Raw genomic sequence first — 15265 nt, forward strand, 5'->3', positions numbered from 1 at the left:
TTACCGGCTCCTTTTTATGACTTCTGCGCTTCAGACTGCGGCTGTTTTTGCGCCTGAGTGTCAACTTCCTGCACTTTTACCTGCGCGCCCGGATGCACTTTCATCAGGCCGGAGACGATCACGCGATCGCCGGCTTTCAGGCCATCGGTAACCAGCCATTTGTCGCCAATCGCCTGATCTGCCTTCAGCGTGCGCAGCTCAACTTTATCGTCTGCACCGACCACTAACGCCGTCGCTTCACCACGCGGGTTGCGGGTGACGCCTTGCTGCGGCACCAGCAGCGCATCGCTGCGCACGCCTTCGTCCAGACGGGCGCGCACGAACATGCCAGGCAACAGCGTATCGTTCGGGTTAGGGAACAGGGCGCGAATGGTAATGGAGCCGGTGGTCTCATCGACGGTGACGTCAGAGAATTCCAGCGTGCCTTCCTGCGCGTATTCGGTGCCGTTTTCCAGCATCAGTTTCACCTTGGCCTTGCCGTTTTCCTGCTTCAGCGCGCCGCTGGCCAGTTCTTGCTTCAGGCGCAGGAAGTCGGTGCTCGACTGGGTGACGTCGACATACATCGGATCCAACTGCTGCACGGTGGACAGGGCGGTCGCCTGGCCGTTGCTGACCAGCGCGCCTTCGGTCACGGCGGATTTGCCGATGCGGCCGGAGATCGGGGAGGTCACTTTGGTGTACGCCAGATTAATGCGCGCGGTTTCGACGGCGGCCTTGGCGGCCACCACGGCGGCATCCGCTTGCTGCAGCGTGGAGACGGCGTTGTCGTAGTCCTGCTTACTGATATAGCTGGTACCCAGCAATGGCTTGTAGCGGTTTACCGTCACGCGTGCGATGGAAGCGCTGGCCTGTGCTTTGGCCAAATCGCCTTTCGCGCTGTCGTAGCTGGCTTGATAGGTTGCGGGATCGATTTGGTACAGAGACGTCCCGGCCTTGATATCGCTGCCTTCGACGAAGTTGCGCTTCAGGATGATGCCACTGACCTGAGGGCGAACTTCGGCGATACGATACGCAGCGGTGCGGCCAGGAAGATCGGTAGTGATGTTGAGAGGCTCGGCCTTCAAGGTGACTACGCCCACTTCAGGTGCCTGTTGTTGGGCACCTTGCTGTTGGGTTTCTTTATCGTTACATCCTGTTAGCACTAAGCTGCCTGAAAGCATCAGAACGGCCGCCAGAGGCGTTAACCCTCTGTTTTTGTTCATAGAAAAACCTCAAGTGTCCGATTTCAAAATGATCAATGGATCACAAGCTTTAAAACCCATTGCTGCGTTAATTATATGTGCGTGCTATGGTACATACATTCGCGAATGTATGTAAATCACACTCCCCCTAAATAACAATGCCATGGCACGAAAAACCAAACAGCAGGCGCAAGAAACCCGACAGCAAATCCTCGATGCTGCGGTGAGAGAGTTCTCTGAACGTGGCGTTGCTGCAACGTCACTGACAGATATTGCCACCGCTGCTGGGGTTACGCGTGGAGCCATTTACTGGCACTTCAAGAATAAGGTAGACCTGTTTAATGAAGTTTGGGAATCTACCGAGCCGAAAATTGACCAGCTCGAAACAGAGTATCAGGCAAAGTTTCCCGATAATCCACTGCGGGTTATCCGGGAAATTCTGATTTACATTCTGACGTCTACGGTTGAAGACGGTCGCAGGCGGGCGTTGATGGAAATTATATTCCACAAATGCGAGTTTGTCGGTGAAATGATGCCGCTGCTGGATTCGCGCAAGGTGCTGTACCTCGCCGGTTACGAACGCATTGAAGCGGTGCTGTACAACTGCATTCACCACGGGCAATTGCCGACCGATCTGCACACTCGTCGCGCGGCGATCATCCTGCGCGGTTATATCACCGGCCTGCTGGAAAACTGGCTGTTTATGCCGGAAAGTTTCGATCTGCGGGCCGAAGCCGAAGCGCTGGTGGATGCGTTTTTGGAGATGCTGCAGTTTTGCCCCACCTTGCGCCTCAGATCCGATATGCCGATGGCCGCGCCGTCCAACGCCGGCTCCCTGCCTTTATAAGGAGAGATTTCATGTCATCAGTCGTTCTCATCGCCAACGGCGCCGCCTATGGCCACGAATCCTTGTTCAATGCGCTGCGGTTGGCCATCGCCATGAAAGAGCAGCAGAGCAGTCTCGATCTGCGGCTGTTTCTGATGTCCGATGCGGTGGTGGCCGGGTTGGCCGGGCAGCAGCCGCACGAGGGGTACCACCTGCAGCAGATGCTGGAAATCCTTACCGCGCAGCAGGTGCCGGTCAAGCTGTGCAAGACCTGCGCCGACGCGCGCGGCGTCAGCCGCTTGCCGCTGGCGGACGGCGTGGCGATCGGCACGCTGGTCGAGCTGGCGCAGTGGACGTTGGCGGCGGAGAAAGTGCTGACTTTCTGATTTCGCGACAACGGGACATCACCGGCAACGTTTTTGTTGTTCGTTGCCCGGCGGCGGTCGTGATAATCTTCTGGCTTCTTAACCGATCCGAAGCTAAATCATGCATCGCTGGTTGACTCTGCCTTCTCTGGCGCCGCTCTCGTTTGTCGGCGCATGCCGGCGGCGCATCGCCGCCGTACTCCTTTTCCTGATTTGCACGCTCAGCGTGCCGGCGCAGGCGGCGCTGAGCGGTGATCTGCCGCAGCGCAGCGAAGTGCAAAGCCAGCTGGAAGCGCTAAGCAAGCAAAAAGCCCTGACGCCGGTCGAAAAGCTGTCCCAACAGGATTTGACCCGCACGCTGGAGCTGCTGGATGCCCTCGAGCGCAACCGGCAAGACGCCGCACAGCTTAAACAGCAGGTGCAGCAGGCGCCGGCGAAGCTCAGTCAGGTCACTGCCGAACTGGATGCGCTGAAGCAGCCGGTGGACAATGCGGCGGCGCGCGCTGCGCTGTTGCCGTTGTCGCTGCGCCAGTTGGAAAGCCGGCTGTATCAAACGCTCGATGAGCTGCAAAACGCGCAGGAAAGCCTCTCCACCTACAACAGCCAACTGGTGTCGCTGCAAACCCAGCCTGAACGGGTGCAGAGCACCATGTACGCCGCGTCGCAGCGCCTGCAGGAGATCCGCAGCCAGCTCAGCGGCCAGACGCCGGGGCAAGATTCGCTGCGCAACAGCCAGCAGGTGATGCTGACCACCGAGCAGGCGTTGCTCAACGCACAGCTGGAGCTGCAGCGCAAAAGTCTGGAAGCCAATACCACGCTGCAGGATCTGCTGCAAAAACAGCGTGATTACACTACGGCGCATATCGACGCGCTGGATCGCTCGGTGCAGCTGCTGCAGGAGATCGTCAACAGCAAGCGGTTGACGATCTCCGAAAAGACCGCCAAAGAGGCGCAAAACCCGGAAGACGCCACCGATATCCAGCACGATCTGTTGGTCAGCAAACAGCTGGACGTCAACCGCCAGCTGAGCCAGCGCCTGATCGCCGCCACCGAAGAGAGCAACACCCTGTTCCAGCAAAATATTCGGGTCAAAAACTGGCTCGATCGCGGGCTGCAGGCGGAGCGTAACCTGAAAGAGCAGATCCAGGTGCTGAAGGGCAGCCTGGTGCTGTCGCGCATTCTGTATCAGCAACAGCAAAGCCTGCCGCAGGGCACGCTGCTGGCGGATATGGATACGCGCATCGCCGATCTGCGGCTGGAGCAGTTCGATATCAATCAGCAACGCGACGATCTGTTCAAGGGCGAGGATTACATCAACCAACTGGTGGCCGAAAGCAAGGAAAAGGCCGGCCCGGAAGTGATCGACGCGCTGAACGAAATTGTCGACATGCGCCGCGAGCTGCTGGATCAGCTGAACAAACAGCTCAGCAACCAGCTGTCGTTATCGATCAACCTGCAGATCAACCAGCAGCAGCTCACCAGCGTCTACGGCTCGCTGCAGGATACGCTGACCCAGCAGATCTTCTGGGTCAACAGCAACAAGCCGGTCGATCTGGCGTGGCTGAAGGCGATGCCCGAGGCGGTGCGCGTTCAGCTCGCCGGGCTCGATCTCAAGTTCGACGGCGGCAAGCTGGTGCAGGGCGGGTTGAATGCGCTGGTGTTCCTGATCCCGATGCTGTTGGCGATCGGGGTATTGCGCTGGCGCTACCGGCTGATCGACGGCCATTTGCAAAAGCTGGCCAACGACGTGGGGCAACTGAAGCGCGACGGCCAACTGCACACGCCGAAGGCCATCGCGCTGACCTTGCTGAAGGTATTGCCCGGTGCCGCGTTACTCCTCGGCGTCGGTTTCTGGATGTATCGCGCGGATTTCGGCATCAGCGACTTTATCTGGGGATTGTCGCAGCAGCTGGCGCTGTCGTGGCTGGTGTTCGGCTTCAGCTATCGCATGCTGAAACCGGGCGGCATCGCCGAGCGGCATTTCAACTTCGGCGCCAATCTGTGCGCGCATTACCGCCGGCAGACGCTGCGGCTGGGATTGGCGCTGCAGCCGCTGATCTTCTGGTCGGTATTGGGCGAAAAAGCGCCGCTGCGTCTGGTGGAAGACGTGATTGGCCAGATCGTGGTGATGCTGACGCTGGCGCTGCTCGCGGTGCTGGTGTTCCCGCTGTGCCGCGACAGCTGGCGCGAAAAGGGCTCGCACGCCGTGCGGCTGATGGTGGTCACCGCGCTGGCCGCCACGCCGCTGATCCTGCTGGGGCTGATGTTCGCCGGCTACTTTTATACCACGCTGCGGCTGGCCAGCCGCTGGATAGACAGCCTGTATCTGTTTTTCCTGTGGAATATCGTGTACCTGACCGCGCTGCGTGGCCTGAGCGTGGCGGCGCGGCGTCTGGCCTACCGGCGCGCGTTGGCGCGGCGGCAAAACGTGGCGAAAGAGGGGGCCGAAGGCGGTGAACCGGTGGTGGAAGAGCCGCCGCTGGCGCTCGATCAGATCAACCAGCAGTCGCTGCGCCTGACCACCCTGGTGCTGTTCGCCATCTTCGCCAGCGCCTTCTATGCCATTTGGTCGGATCTGGTGACGGTCATCGCCTATCTGGACAGCATCACGCTGTGGCATTACACCAGCACCGTGGCGGGCAGCAGCGTGGCGCAGGCGGTGACGCTGGGCAACATGATGGTGGCGATCGCCGCAGTGCTCGTCGCCTACGTGCTCACCCGCAACTTGCCTGGTCTGCTGGAGGTGGTGGTGCTGTCGCGGCTGCAGCTGCGGCAGGGGGCATCCTATGCCATCACCACTGTGCTCACTTACCTGATTACCGCCGTGGGCGCCGTGGTTGCGCTGGGATCGCTCGGCGTCTCCTGGGACAAACTGCAATGGCTGGCCGCCGGTCTGACGGTCGGGCTGGGCTTCGGGTTGCAGGAGATCTTCGCCAACTTCGTCTCCGGCCTGATCATTCTGTTCGAACGCCCGATCCGCATCGGCGATACCATCACCATCGGCACCTTCTCCGGTTCGGTCAGCAAGATCCGCATTCGCGCCACCACCATTACCGACTTCGATCGCAAAGAGGTGATCATTCCGAACAAGGCGTTCGTCACCGAGCGGCTGATCAACTGGTCGCTGTCCGACACCATCACTCGCGTGCTGATCAAGGTCGGCGTGGCCTACGGCTCCGATCTCGATAAGGTGAAAAAAGTGTTGCTGCAGGCGGCGCACGACAATCCGCGGGTGATGACCGATCCCGAACCGCAGGTGTTCTTCCTCAACTTTGGTGCCAGCACGCTGGATCACGAACTGCGGCTCTATGTGCGCGAACTGCGCGATCGCAGCTACACGGTGGACGAACTGAATCGCTCAATCGACCGCCTGTGCCGGGAAAACGACATCGACATCGCCTTCAACCAGCTGGAGGTGTATCTGCATAACCAGCAGGGCAACGAAGTGCAGGAAGTGAAAAGAACGCTGTCGCCGGATGACGGCGGTCAGACGGCGGTGGATAAGCAATGAGAGGCGAAAGGGACAGCAGTGCTGTCCCTGGTTACTGTCCGGCGGGCAGATAGGGTGAGGTGACGCCGGCGCGCTGCAGCTTTTCCTGATAATCCCGTTTGACGATATCCAGCGCCGCCAGTGCGGTGACCGGATCGATCTCGTTGCATTCCAGCAGGTAAATCAAGTCTACCGCCAGCTGCAGTTCGGGTGAGGCGTTTTCCAGAGACATAGCACCTGCGCTTATTAATTAATGGGATGAATAACTCGCGTACCGGCAGAGTATAGTGAACCCGGCGCGCAACCGGGAATAATCATTAAAATATTGTGATAAATCTTCAAAAACCGTTTTCTTTGCGCTCGATATTGCGCTCGATGCGCGCCAACGCCTGACGACAGCGCATCAGTCGCCCCTCCAGCGCCGCCAGCTCGTGCTGCAGTTTTTGCTGCGCCACCAGCGTGGTTTGGCGGCCGAGCAGGCTTTCCCGATCCTGAATCATGGCGATCAGCCGGCGTTCGTAGTCCTGATGTTCGGCCAGCTTGTGGTACAGATCGGCCTCGGGGGCTTCTTTCGGCTGGTTCTTGCGCCGCAGCGCCTGGGTCGCCAGCTCGCGCTGCAGGGCGGCGATCTGAGCCACCAGTTTTTCGGCCAGAAAGGCCACCTGGCTGGTACGGTTGTCGTTGGCGGCGCTTTGCAGCTGGGCGAAATTCTTCTCCACCTCGGCCAGGTAGTCGCGCAGCCGCGTGCCGCGATTGGCGAACAGGGCTGCGTCGAAGCGCGCCTGCGGGATCGGAACGTCGCCGCGCGGGGTCACTTCGGCCGCCAGCGCCGCGATCTGCTGTGCCAACACCTGTAATAGACGCTGAGTGCTCACGTAAGCTCCCTCTTGATTTCAACAGGCGTAAGCTTGCCCGCGATGCTGCTGTGAAACAAGCGCCGCATGCATATTCCGCCGGCGCGGCGCCGATGCTACAGTAAGCCGCAACCGATTGAGGAGCGAAGAGCCGCATGACGCGTGGGTTATTGATCATTTTGGGCTGGCTGGCGGTGGTGCTGGCGACGTTGGGCGTGGTGCTGCCGCTGCTGCCGACCACGCCGTTCCTGCTGTTGGCCGCCTGGTGTTTCGCCCGCTCTTCGCCGCGCTTTCATCACTGGCTGCTGCACCGTTCCTGGTTCGGCCCTTACCTGCGCCACTGGCAGCAGCATCGCGCGCTGCCGCCGGGGGCGAAGTGGAAGGCGGTGCTGGTGATCGTGCTGACCTTCGCCTGTTCGCTGTGGCTGGTGAAAATCTGGTGGGTGCGCGGGCTGTTGCTGCTGATGCTGGCCATTTTGCTGACCTTTATGCTGCGTCTGCCGGTTATTGACCTGCCGCAACAAAAACAGCGCTGATTGTGCCTTAAACTCCTCAATAGCTTTCAAGCCGCAGCCAGGCGACAAACGCAGGCATCCCCGGAAGCTTACTTAGGTAAGTGACCGGGGGGAATGCGTGCAGTCAACAACGCTGCGGGTTGAAAGATGCAGGGGAGAGTTGCATTTGTCCGCCAGTTTGCATAGATTTGGGCGTTTTCGTGCGCGGATCGCCTGCCATTCCTTCTCCGGTGTGTTTCTCCCGGGGGCGGCGGGTGAGCGGCGCGCCGGTTTTCAGGCAGTTTTATCAGGCAACAATTATGACCGCTACTGCGCAGCAGCTTCAGTTTATTAAAGACAGTATCAAAACCATCCCGGATTATCCGAAGCCGGGCATCCTGTTCCGCGACGTGACCAGCCTGCTGGAAAACCCGTTGGCCTATGCCGCCAGCATCGAGCTGCTGGTTGAGCGCTATCGCGAAGCGGGCGTGACCAAGGTGGTGGGTACCGAAGCGCGTGGTTTCCTGTTCGGCGCGCCCGTCGCGCTGGCGCTGGGCGTCGGTTTCGTGCCGGTGCGCAAACCGGGCAAACTGCCGCGCGCCACGCTCAGCGAAAGCTATGAGCTGGAGTACGGCACCGACAAGCTGGAGATCCACACCGATGCCATCACCGCGGGTGACAAAGTGCTGGTGGTGGACGATCTGCTGGCGACCGGCGGCACCATCGAAGCGACCACCAAACTGATCCGCCGTCTGGGCGGTGAAGTGAACGACGCCGCGTTCATCATCAACCTGCCGGATCTGGGCGGGGAAGCGCGTCTGAACAAGCTGGGCATCGATTGCTACTGCCTGGTGGACTTCGCCGGCCATTGATGAGGCATTGCCCCTTGGGCACAACGGCCTCGCGGATCGCCGCGGGGCTGTGTTAGCATGACCCTCCAGATTCCTCGACTTCTCCGGTATTAATGAGCTATCAGGTTCTCGCCCGTAAGTGGCGCCCTCAAACGTTCGCAGACGTGGTCGGCCAGGAACATGTCCTGACCGCGCTGGCCAACGGCCTCTCACTGGGGCGGATCCATCACGCCTATCTGTTCTCGGGCACGCGCGGCGTGGGGAAAACCACCATCGCCCGCTTGCTGGCCAAAGGCCTGAACTGTGAAACCGGCATCACCGCCACGCCGTGTGGCCAATGCGACAACTGCCGCGAGATCGAGCAGGGGCGCTTTGTCGATCTGATCGAGATCGACGCCGCTTCCCGAACCAAGGTGGAAGATACCCGCGATCTACTGGACAACGTCCAGTACGCGCCGGCGCGCGGCCGCTTCAAGGTCTACCTGATCGACGAAGTGCATATGCTCTCGCGCCACAGCTTCAACGCGTTGCTGAAGACGCTGGAAGAGCCGCCGCCGCACGTCAAATTCCTGTTGGCCACCACCGATCCGCAAAAGCTGCCGGTGACCATTCTCTCGCGCTGTCTGCAGTTCCACCTCAAAGCGCTGGACGTCGATCAGATCCGTCAGCAGTTGGAAACGGTGCTGACGGCGGAGCAGATCACCAGCGACGCCCGCGCGCTGCAGCTGCTGGCGCGCGCCGCCGACGGCAGCATGCGCGACGCGCTGAGCCTGACCGATCAGGCGATCGCCATGGGGCAGGGGCAGGTGACCGCCGCCACCGTCAGCCAGATGCTCGGCACGCTCGATGACGAGCAGCCGCTGGCGATCCTCGAAGCGCTGGTCAGCGCCGACGGCGAAAAGGTGATGGCGCAGGTCGCGCAGGCTGCTTCGCGCGGCGTGGACTGGGAAAACTTGCTGGTGGAGACGCTGGCGCTGCTGCATCGCATTGCGATGGTGCAGCTGTTGCCTTCGATGCTCGACAACCAATACGCCGCCGTGGAGCAACGGCTGCGCGAGCTGGCGCGCACCCTGCCGCCGGCCGATGTGCAACTTTACTACCAGACGCTGTTGGTGGGCCGCAAAGAGCTGGCCTATGCACCGGATCGCCGCATGGGGGTTGAGATGACCCTGCTGCGCGCGCTGGCGTTTCACCCGAAAGCGGTGATCCCGGAGCCGGTGGCGTTGGTGCAGACCGCGCCGGCGCCGATGGCGCAGCCGCAGCAGGCCGCATCGCCACAGCCGCCGCAGTTTCAGGACGCGCCGCCGCCGCTAGGGCAGCCGGCCGCGCCGCAGCGACAATCATCGGCCCCTTTACCGGATGCCACCGCCCAGCTGTTGAAAGCGCGGTCCCAGCTGCAACGGCAGCAGGGAGCATCCACACCAAAAAAGAATGAGCCGGCGGCGCCAGGAATAGCGCGGCCGGCAAACTCGGCGCTGGGGCGTTTGGCTTCGGTGACCGAGCGCAGCCAGCAGCGCCTGGCGGAGAAGAAGGTGCCGGAAAAACCGGCGAAACCGGAAGCCTATCGCTGGCGCGCGCAAACCGAGCCGGAAGCGGCGCCGGAACCGCTGGCGACGCCGAAAGCGCTGCGCACGGCGTTGGAACATGAGAAAACGCCGGAGCTGGCCGCCAAGCTGGTGGTGGAGTCGCTGGAGCGCGACGCCTGGGCGGCAGAAATCGATAAGCTGAAGATCCCGAAATTGGTGCAGCAGCTGGCGTTGAACGCCTTCAAGCAGCAGCCGGAGCCGGGCAAAATTAACCTCCATCTGCGGTCTTCGCAGCGCCATCTGAATTCGCCTTCGGCGCAGAAGACGCTGGCCGACGCGCTCGGTGAGCTGTACGGCGGCCCGATTGAGCTGACCGTGGTGGAGGACGATAATCCGGCGGGGCGCACCCCGCTGGAGTGGCGACAAGCCATCTATGAAGAAAAGCTGGCGCAGGCGCGCCAGTCCATCGAAGCGGATACCAACATTCAGACGCTGCGCCGATTCTTCGACGCGGATCTGGATGAAGAGAGTATTCGCCCCCTTTAAACGCCGCGCGAGGTGCGCGGCCCTAGCGACGAGAGACGACTATGTTTGGTAAAGGCGGTCTGGGCAACCTGATGAAGCAAGCCCAGCAAATGCAAGAAAAAATGCAGCAGATGCAGGAAGAAGTCGCCAAATTGGAAGTGACCGGCGAATCCGGCGCGGGCCTGGTGAAAGTCACCATCAACGGCGCGCACAACTGCCGCCGCGTGGAGATCGATCCTAGCCTGATGGAAGACGACAAAGAGATGCTGGAAGATCTGATCGCCGCGGCGTTTAACGACGCCGCGCGCCGCATCGAAGAGACTCAGAAAGAGAAAATGGCTTCCGTCTCCAGCGGCATGCAGTTGCCGCCTGGCTTCAAGATGCCGTTCTGATGCAAACCAGCCCGCTCCTTGAATCCCTGATGGAGGCGCTGCGCTGTTTGCCGGGCGTCGGCCCGAAATCGGCACAGCGCATGGCGTTTCAACTGCTGCAGCGCGATCGCAGCGGCGGCATGCGCCTGGCGCAGGCGTTGACGCGTGCGATGTCGGAGATTGGCCACTGCGCCGACTGCCGCACCTTCACCGAACAGGACGTCTGCACCATCTGCGCCAATCCGCGCCGTCAGCAAAACGGCCAGATTTGCGTGGTGGAAAGCCCGGCGGATATCCACGCCATCGAGCAGACCGGCCAGTTCGCCGGGCGCTACTTTGTGCTGATGGGGCATCTGTCGCCGCTGGACGGCATCGGGCCGGGCGATATCGGCCTGGATCGCCTGGAGCAACGGCTGGAAAAGGAAAGCATCACCGAAGTGATCCTCGCCACCAACCCGACGGTGGAAGGGGAGGCGACCGCCAACTACATCGCCGAGATGTGCGGCCAGTATGGCGTGCTCGCCAGCCGCATCGCCCACGGCGTGCCGGTGGGCGGCGAGCTGGAGATGGTCGATGGCACCACGCTGTCGCATTCGCTGGCCGGGCGCCACGCCATCAAGTTCTGATGTTTTCCCGGATGGGGCCGTCCGGCCCCATTGTTTTTTGCCAAAAAAATCCCGCCGTCCGCTTGAAAAACAACACCCTGACCCTCATCTGATCCTCATTGTTCGATTTTGGTAGCCATTGTCTTTTGAGGTAATCAATGAGTATGAAAGGTCAAGAAACCCGCGGGTTCCAGTCTGAAGTAAAACAGCTGCTTCATTTGATGATCCATTCGCTGTACTCCAACAAAGAAATTTTCCTGCGCGAGCTGATTTCCAACGCCTCTGACGCCGCCGACAAGCTGCGCTTCCGCGCCCTGTCCGCGCCAGAGCTGTACGCCGGCGACGGCGAGCTGCGCGTACGTTTGTCCTTCGATAAAGAGCAGCGCACCCTGACCATCGCCGACAACGGCATCGGCATGCGCCGCGAAGAAGTGATTGAAAACCTCGGCACCATCGCCAAGTCAGGCACTAAAGCGTTCCTGGAATCCATCGGTTCCGATCAGGCGAAAGACAGCCAACTGATCGGCCAGTTCGGCGTCGGTTTCTACTCGGCGTTCATCGTGGCGGACAAAGTGACCGTGCGCACCCGCGCCGCCGGCGCCGCCGATGACGAGGGCGTGTTCTGGGAGTCCGCCGGTGAAGGCGACTACACCATCGCCGACATCACCAAAGAGACCCGCGGCACCGAAATCACCCTTCATCTGCGCGAAGGCGAAGATGAGTACCTCGACGCCTGGCGCCTGCGTTCGGTGATCGGCAAATATTCCGATCACATCGCCTTGCCGGTGGAGATCGAAAGCAAAAACGAAGAAGACGACACCGTCACCTGGGAGAAGATCAACAAGGCGCAGGCCCTGTGGACCCGCAGCAAGGCTGACGTGACCGACGAAGAGTACAAAGAGTTCTACAAACACATCGCCCACGACTTCACCGATCCGCTGAGCTGGAGCCACAACCGGGTGGAGGGCAAGCAGGAATACACCAGCCTGCTGTACATCCCGGCGCAGGCGCCGTGGGACATGTGGAATCGCGATCACAAGCACGGCCTGAAGCTGTATGTGCAGCGCGTGTTCATCATGGACGACGCCGAGCAGTTCATGCCGAACTACCTGCGCTTTGTGCGCGGCCTGATCGACTCCAACGATCTGCCGCTGAACGTGTCGCGCGAGATCCTGCAAGACAGCCGTGTGACGCAAAACCTGCGCGGCGCGCTGACCAAGCGCGTGTTGCAGATGCTGGATAAGCTGGCCAAAGACGACGCCGAAGGCTACCAGAAATTCTGGCAGCAGTTCGGTCTGGTGCTGAAAGAGGGCCCGGCGGAAGACAACGGTAACCAGGAAGCGATCGCCAAACTGCTGCGCTTCGCCTCTACCCACGGTGACAGCTCGGCGCAGACCGTATCGCTGGAAGAGTACGTCGGCCGCATGGCAGAAGGGCAGGAGAAGATTTACTACATCACCGCCGACAGCTACGCCGCCGCCAAGAGCAGCCCGCACCTGGAGCTGTTCCGCAAGAAAGGCATCGAAGTGCTGCTGCTGTCCGATCGCATCGACGAGTGGATGATGAGCTACCTGACCGAGTTCGACGGCAAGCCGTTCCAATCAGTCAGCAAGGCGGATGAAGCGCTGGATAAACTGGCGGATGAAACCGAAGAGCAGAAGGCCGCCGAGAAGCAACTGGAACCGTTCATCGAACGCGTGAAAACCCTGCTGGGCGATCGCGTGAAGGATGTGCGCCTGACGCACCGCCTGACCGATACGCCGGCGATCGTCGTGACCGACGCCGACGAAATGAGCACCCAGATGGCCAAGCTGTTCGCCGCCGCCGGTCAGCAGGCGCCGGAAGTGAAGTACATTTTCGAGCTTAATCCGGAACATGCTCTGGTCAAACGCGCATCCGACGTGGGCGATAACGAACATTTCGCCGAATGGATCGACCTGTTATTGGATCAGGCGCTGCTGGCTGAACGCGGCACGCTGGAGGATCCGAACCTGTTCATCCGCCGCATGAACAAGTTGCTGTCCGCCTAAAGTTGAAGATATGCGCCCTTAACGGCACCGTTAGGGGCGCATTTTCGGTTTTTCCCCGCCTTTTCTCGCCTTTTGTTCGTCGGTTTTTTTGCACATTCCGCAATCGATTTCCTTCGCGCGCCTTGAGCCTGCCCCCCCTGAAATGGTATCGTTGAGCGTTTTCGCAATTTTATAAAAACTACATAGCAAGGGGATTTACGCAATGCGTATCATTCTGCTGGGCGCTCCGGGCGCTGGTAAAGGTACTCAGGCTCAATTCATCATGGAGAAATACGGCATTCCGCAAATCTCCACCGGTGATATGTTGCGCGCAGCCGTGAAGGCCGGCAGTGAACTGGGCAAGCAGGCGAAAGAGATCATGGACGCCGGCAAGCTGGTGACCGATGAGCTGGTGATCGCGCTGGTCAAAGAGCGCATCGCTCAGGAAGATTGCCGCAAGGGCTTCCTGCTGGACGGTTTCCCACGCACCATTCCGCAGGCTGACGCGATGAAAGAAGCCGGCATCAACGTGGACTTCGTGCTGGAGTTCGACGTGCCGGATGAGCTGATCGTTGACCGCATCGTTGGCCGCCGCGTGCACGCGCCGTCCGGCCGCGTATACCACGTGAAATTCAATCCGCCGCAGGTGGAAGGCAAAGACGACGTGACCGGCGAAGAGCTGACCACGCGCAAGGACGATCAGGAAGAGACCGTGCGCAAGCGTCTGGTGGAATACCATCAGATGACCGCGCCGCTGATCTCTTACTACAGCAAAGAAGCGGCAGCGGGCAACACCCAATACCGCAAAATCGACGGCACCCGCAAGGTGGCCGAAGTGAGCGCAGAGCTTGCGACCATCCTCGGTTGATCGCAAGCGCATCGTGCATGACGCCGGGCCCGTGGCCCGGCGTTTTTTTTGCCGTTTTGCCGCCAAATTGTGATCGCGGCGGCTTGTTGCAACCGTGCCCGTTAATCGCCCGCGCCAAATGGCGTATAACAAGCCTGCGTTTTCACCCTCAGCAGGGAGCCGGGCATGCTCAGACAAACCACTCTTCTGGCGGAAGCCACCGCGCGCCAGATCGTCCAGCGGGCGATGGGCATCATCAGCCATTCCGTCAACGTGATGGACAGCAACGGCGTGATCATCGCCTCCGGCAATCCGCAGCGTCTGTTTCAGCGCCATGAGGGCGCGGTGCTGGCGTTGGCGGAGAATCGGGTGGTGGAGATCGATCGCGCCACCGCCGAGCATCTGAAAGGGGTGCGGCCTGGCATCAACCTGCCGTTCAGCTTTCGTAATCAGCGAGTGGGGGTGATCGGCATTTCCGGCGAACCGGCCGAGGTGCGCGCCTACGCCGAGCTGGTCAAGATGGCGGCGGAGATGATGGTGGAGCAGGCGGCGCTGCTGGATCAGCACCAGTGGGAAAAACGCTACCGGGAAGAGCTGGCGAACCAGCTGCTGCAGCCGCAGCCGAACACCGCGTCGCTGGAGGCGATGGCGGCGTATCTGGGATTGGATCTGCGCCAGGCGCGCATCGTGTGGATCGTCGAATTGCAAGAGGCGCAGCCGCACCTGCTGCGCGAGCTGTTGGCGGAGCTGGAGGCCACCCAGCGCGATGCGTTGATCGCCATTACCGGTTTCAATGAAATGACCCTGCTGCGCCCGGCCTGCATGGCGCAAGGCGAATGGAGTTTGAAGCTGGAGCGCCAACAGGCGCAGCGTCTGCAAAACCAGCTCAAGCACCGCTTTCGGGTGCGGCTGATCGTCGGCGGTTTTTATGACGATCCGCAAAGCGCCTACCGCTCCAGCCTGACGGCGCGCGCCACCCAGGCGATGGCGCAGCGCCTGAAATTGCGTCACGCCACGCTGTTCTACCACGACTATCCGTTGCCGTCGCTGCTGTGCGATCTGGGAGAGGACTGGCGCGCGCAAGAGCTGGGGCGTCCCTGGCGAACGCTGGGCGAACAGGACGAAAAAGGCGTGCTGCGCAGCACGCTGCGCCACTATTTTTCGCAGAATTGTGATCAGACGCAGACCGCCGCGCAGCTGCATATTCACGTCAATACCCTGCGTTATCGCCTGCAGCGCATCGAGGCGATAACCGGCATGAAAATCAATCAATTAACCGATGCTCTGCGGTTGTATATCGGCATGCTGATGCACGACTGAA

The 15265-nt window shown here is 60.7% G+C and carries 14 protein-coding genes and 1 other annotated feature; of the genes, 11 read left to right on the forward strand and 3 right to left on the reverse strand.

Going from position 1 to position 15265, the window contains the following annotated elements; all coding sequences use genetic code 11:
• Positions 1 to 14: 14 nt before the first annotated feature.
• Positions 15 to 1202, reverse strand: coding sequence for a multidrug efflux RND transporter periplasmic adaptor subunit SdeX (sdeX, locus tag ACJ8PN_RS01045; protein ID WP_004940290.1), 1188 nt, complete (start codon positions 1200 to 1202; stop codon positions 15 to 17).
• Between the two features lie 142 nt (positions 1203 to 1344).
• Here sdeX and acrR point away from each other — a divergent pair, with 142 nt between their 5' ends.
• The 3 genes from acrR to mscK all read left to right on the forward strand — a co-directional run bounded on the left by acrR (position 1345) and on the right by mscK (position 5883).
• The gene (acrR, locus tag ACJ8PN_RS01050; RefSeq protein ID WP_171453437.1) at positions 1345 to 2028 is read left to right on the forward strand and encodes a multidrug efflux transporter transcriptional repressor AcrR; all 684 of its coding nucleotides are present in this window, start codon (positions 1345 to 1347) and stop codon (positions 2026 to 2028) included.
• 11 nt (positions 2029 to 2039) lie between these two features.
• Positions 2040 to 2393, forward strand: a complete 354-nt coding sequence (locus ACJ8PN_RS01055; RefSeq protein WP_004940282.1) for a DsrE/DsrF/TusD sulfur relay family protein — start codon at positions 2040 to 2042, stop codon at positions 2391 to 2393.
• Positions 2394 to 2493: 100 nt separating this feature from the next.
• Entirely contained in the window at positions 2494 to 5883 is a 3390-nt protein-coding gene (gene mscK / locus ACJ8PN_RS01060) for a mechanosensitive channel MscK (protein WP_442534536.1), read from the forward strand.
• A 31-nt stretch (positions 5884 to 5914) separates the two neighbouring features.
• On the opposite strand, the gene rsmS is transcribed toward mscK, so the two are convergent.
• Positions 5915 to 6094 carry a pleiotropic regulatory protein RsmS gene (gene rsmS / locus ACJ8PN_RS01065; protein ID WP_004940278.1) on the reverse strand — a complete coding sequence of 60 codons (180 nt, stop codon included), beginning with the start codon at positions 6092 to 6094 and terminating at the stop codon, positions 5915 to 5917.
• Between the two features lie 106 nt (positions 6095 to 6200).
• Entirely contained in the window at positions 6201 to 6737 is a 537-nt protein-coding gene (gene priC, locus ACJ8PN_RS01070) for a primosomal replication protein PriC (protein ID WP_171453439.1), read from the reverse strand.
• Positions 6738 to 6871: 134 nt separating this feature from the next.
• Between priC and ACJ8PN_RS01075 the strand changes: the two genes are divergently transcribed.
• The 8 genes from ACJ8PN_RS01075 to ACJ8PN_RS01110 all read left to right on the forward strand — a co-directional run bounded on the left by ACJ8PN_RS01075 (position 6872) and on the right by ACJ8PN_RS01110 (position 15264).
• Positions 6872 to 7252 (forward strand): DUF454 family protein, encoded by a 381-nt coding sequence (locus ACJ8PN_RS01075; protein WP_004940275.1) that lies wholly within the window; start codon positions 6872 to 6874, stop codon positions 7250 to 7252.
• Between the two features lie 278 nt (positions 7253 to 7530).
• Entirely contained in the window at positions 7531 to 8082 is a 552-nt protein-coding gene (gene apt, locus ACJ8PN_RS01080) for an adenine phosphoribosyltransferase (protein WP_015376864.1), read from the forward strand.
• A gap of 92 nt (positions 8083 to 8174) precedes the next feature.
• Positions 8175 to 10133 (forward strand): DNA polymerase III subunit gamma/tau, encoded by a 1959-nt coding sequence (gene dnaX, locus ACJ8PN_RS01085; RefSeq protein WP_004940265.1) that lies wholly within the window; start codon positions 8175 to 8177, stop codon positions 10131 to 10133.
• Positions 9466 to 9530: a sequence feature (DnaX frameshifting element), on the forward strand. (Overlaps the previous gene by 65 nt.)
• Positions 10134 to 10174: 41 nt before the next feature.
• The gene (locus ACJ8PN_RS01090; RefSeq protein WP_004940264.1) at positions 10175 to 10504 is read left to right on the forward strand and encodes a YbaB/EbfC family nucleoid-associated protein; all 330 of its coding nucleotides are present in this window, start codon (positions 10175 to 10177) and stop codon (positions 10502 to 10504) included.
• Entirely contained in the window at positions 10504 to 11109 is a 606-nt protein-coding gene (gene recR, locus ACJ8PN_RS01095; protein ID WP_004940263.1) for a recombination mediator RecR, read from the forward strand. The genes ACJ8PN_RS01090 and recR overlap by 1 nt, the downstream gene beginning before the upstream one ends.
• A 143-nt stretch (positions 11110 to 11252) precedes the next feature.
• The gene (gene htpG / locus ACJ8PN_RS01100) at positions 11253 to 13118 is read left to right on the forward strand and encodes a molecular chaperone HtpG (protein WP_004940262.1); all 1866 of its coding nucleotides are present in this window, start codon (positions 11253 to 11255) and stop codon (positions 13116 to 13118) included.
• 202 nt (positions 13119 to 13320) lie between these two features.
• Positions 13321 to 13965: an adenylate kinase gene (adk, locus tag ACJ8PN_RS01105; RefSeq protein WP_004940261.1), complete on the forward strand. Its 645-nt coding sequence runs from the start codon at positions 13321 to 13323 to the stop codon at positions 13963 to 13965.
• A gap of 165 nt (positions 13966 to 14130) precedes the next feature.
• On the forward strand, positions 14131 to 15264 hold the full coding sequence (locus tag ACJ8PN_RS01110) for a sugar diacid recognition domain-containing protein (protein WP_021504663.1): 1134 nt from the start codon (positions 14131 to 14133) through the stop codon (positions 15262 to 15264).
• The last annotated feature ends 1 nt before the right edge of the window (position 15265 follow it).

This window comes from Serratia sp. CY76391 (assembly GCF_052166695.1).
GTDB lineage: Bacteria > Pseudomonadota > Gammaproteobacteria > Enterobacterales > Enterobacteriaceae > Serratia > Serratia nematodiphila.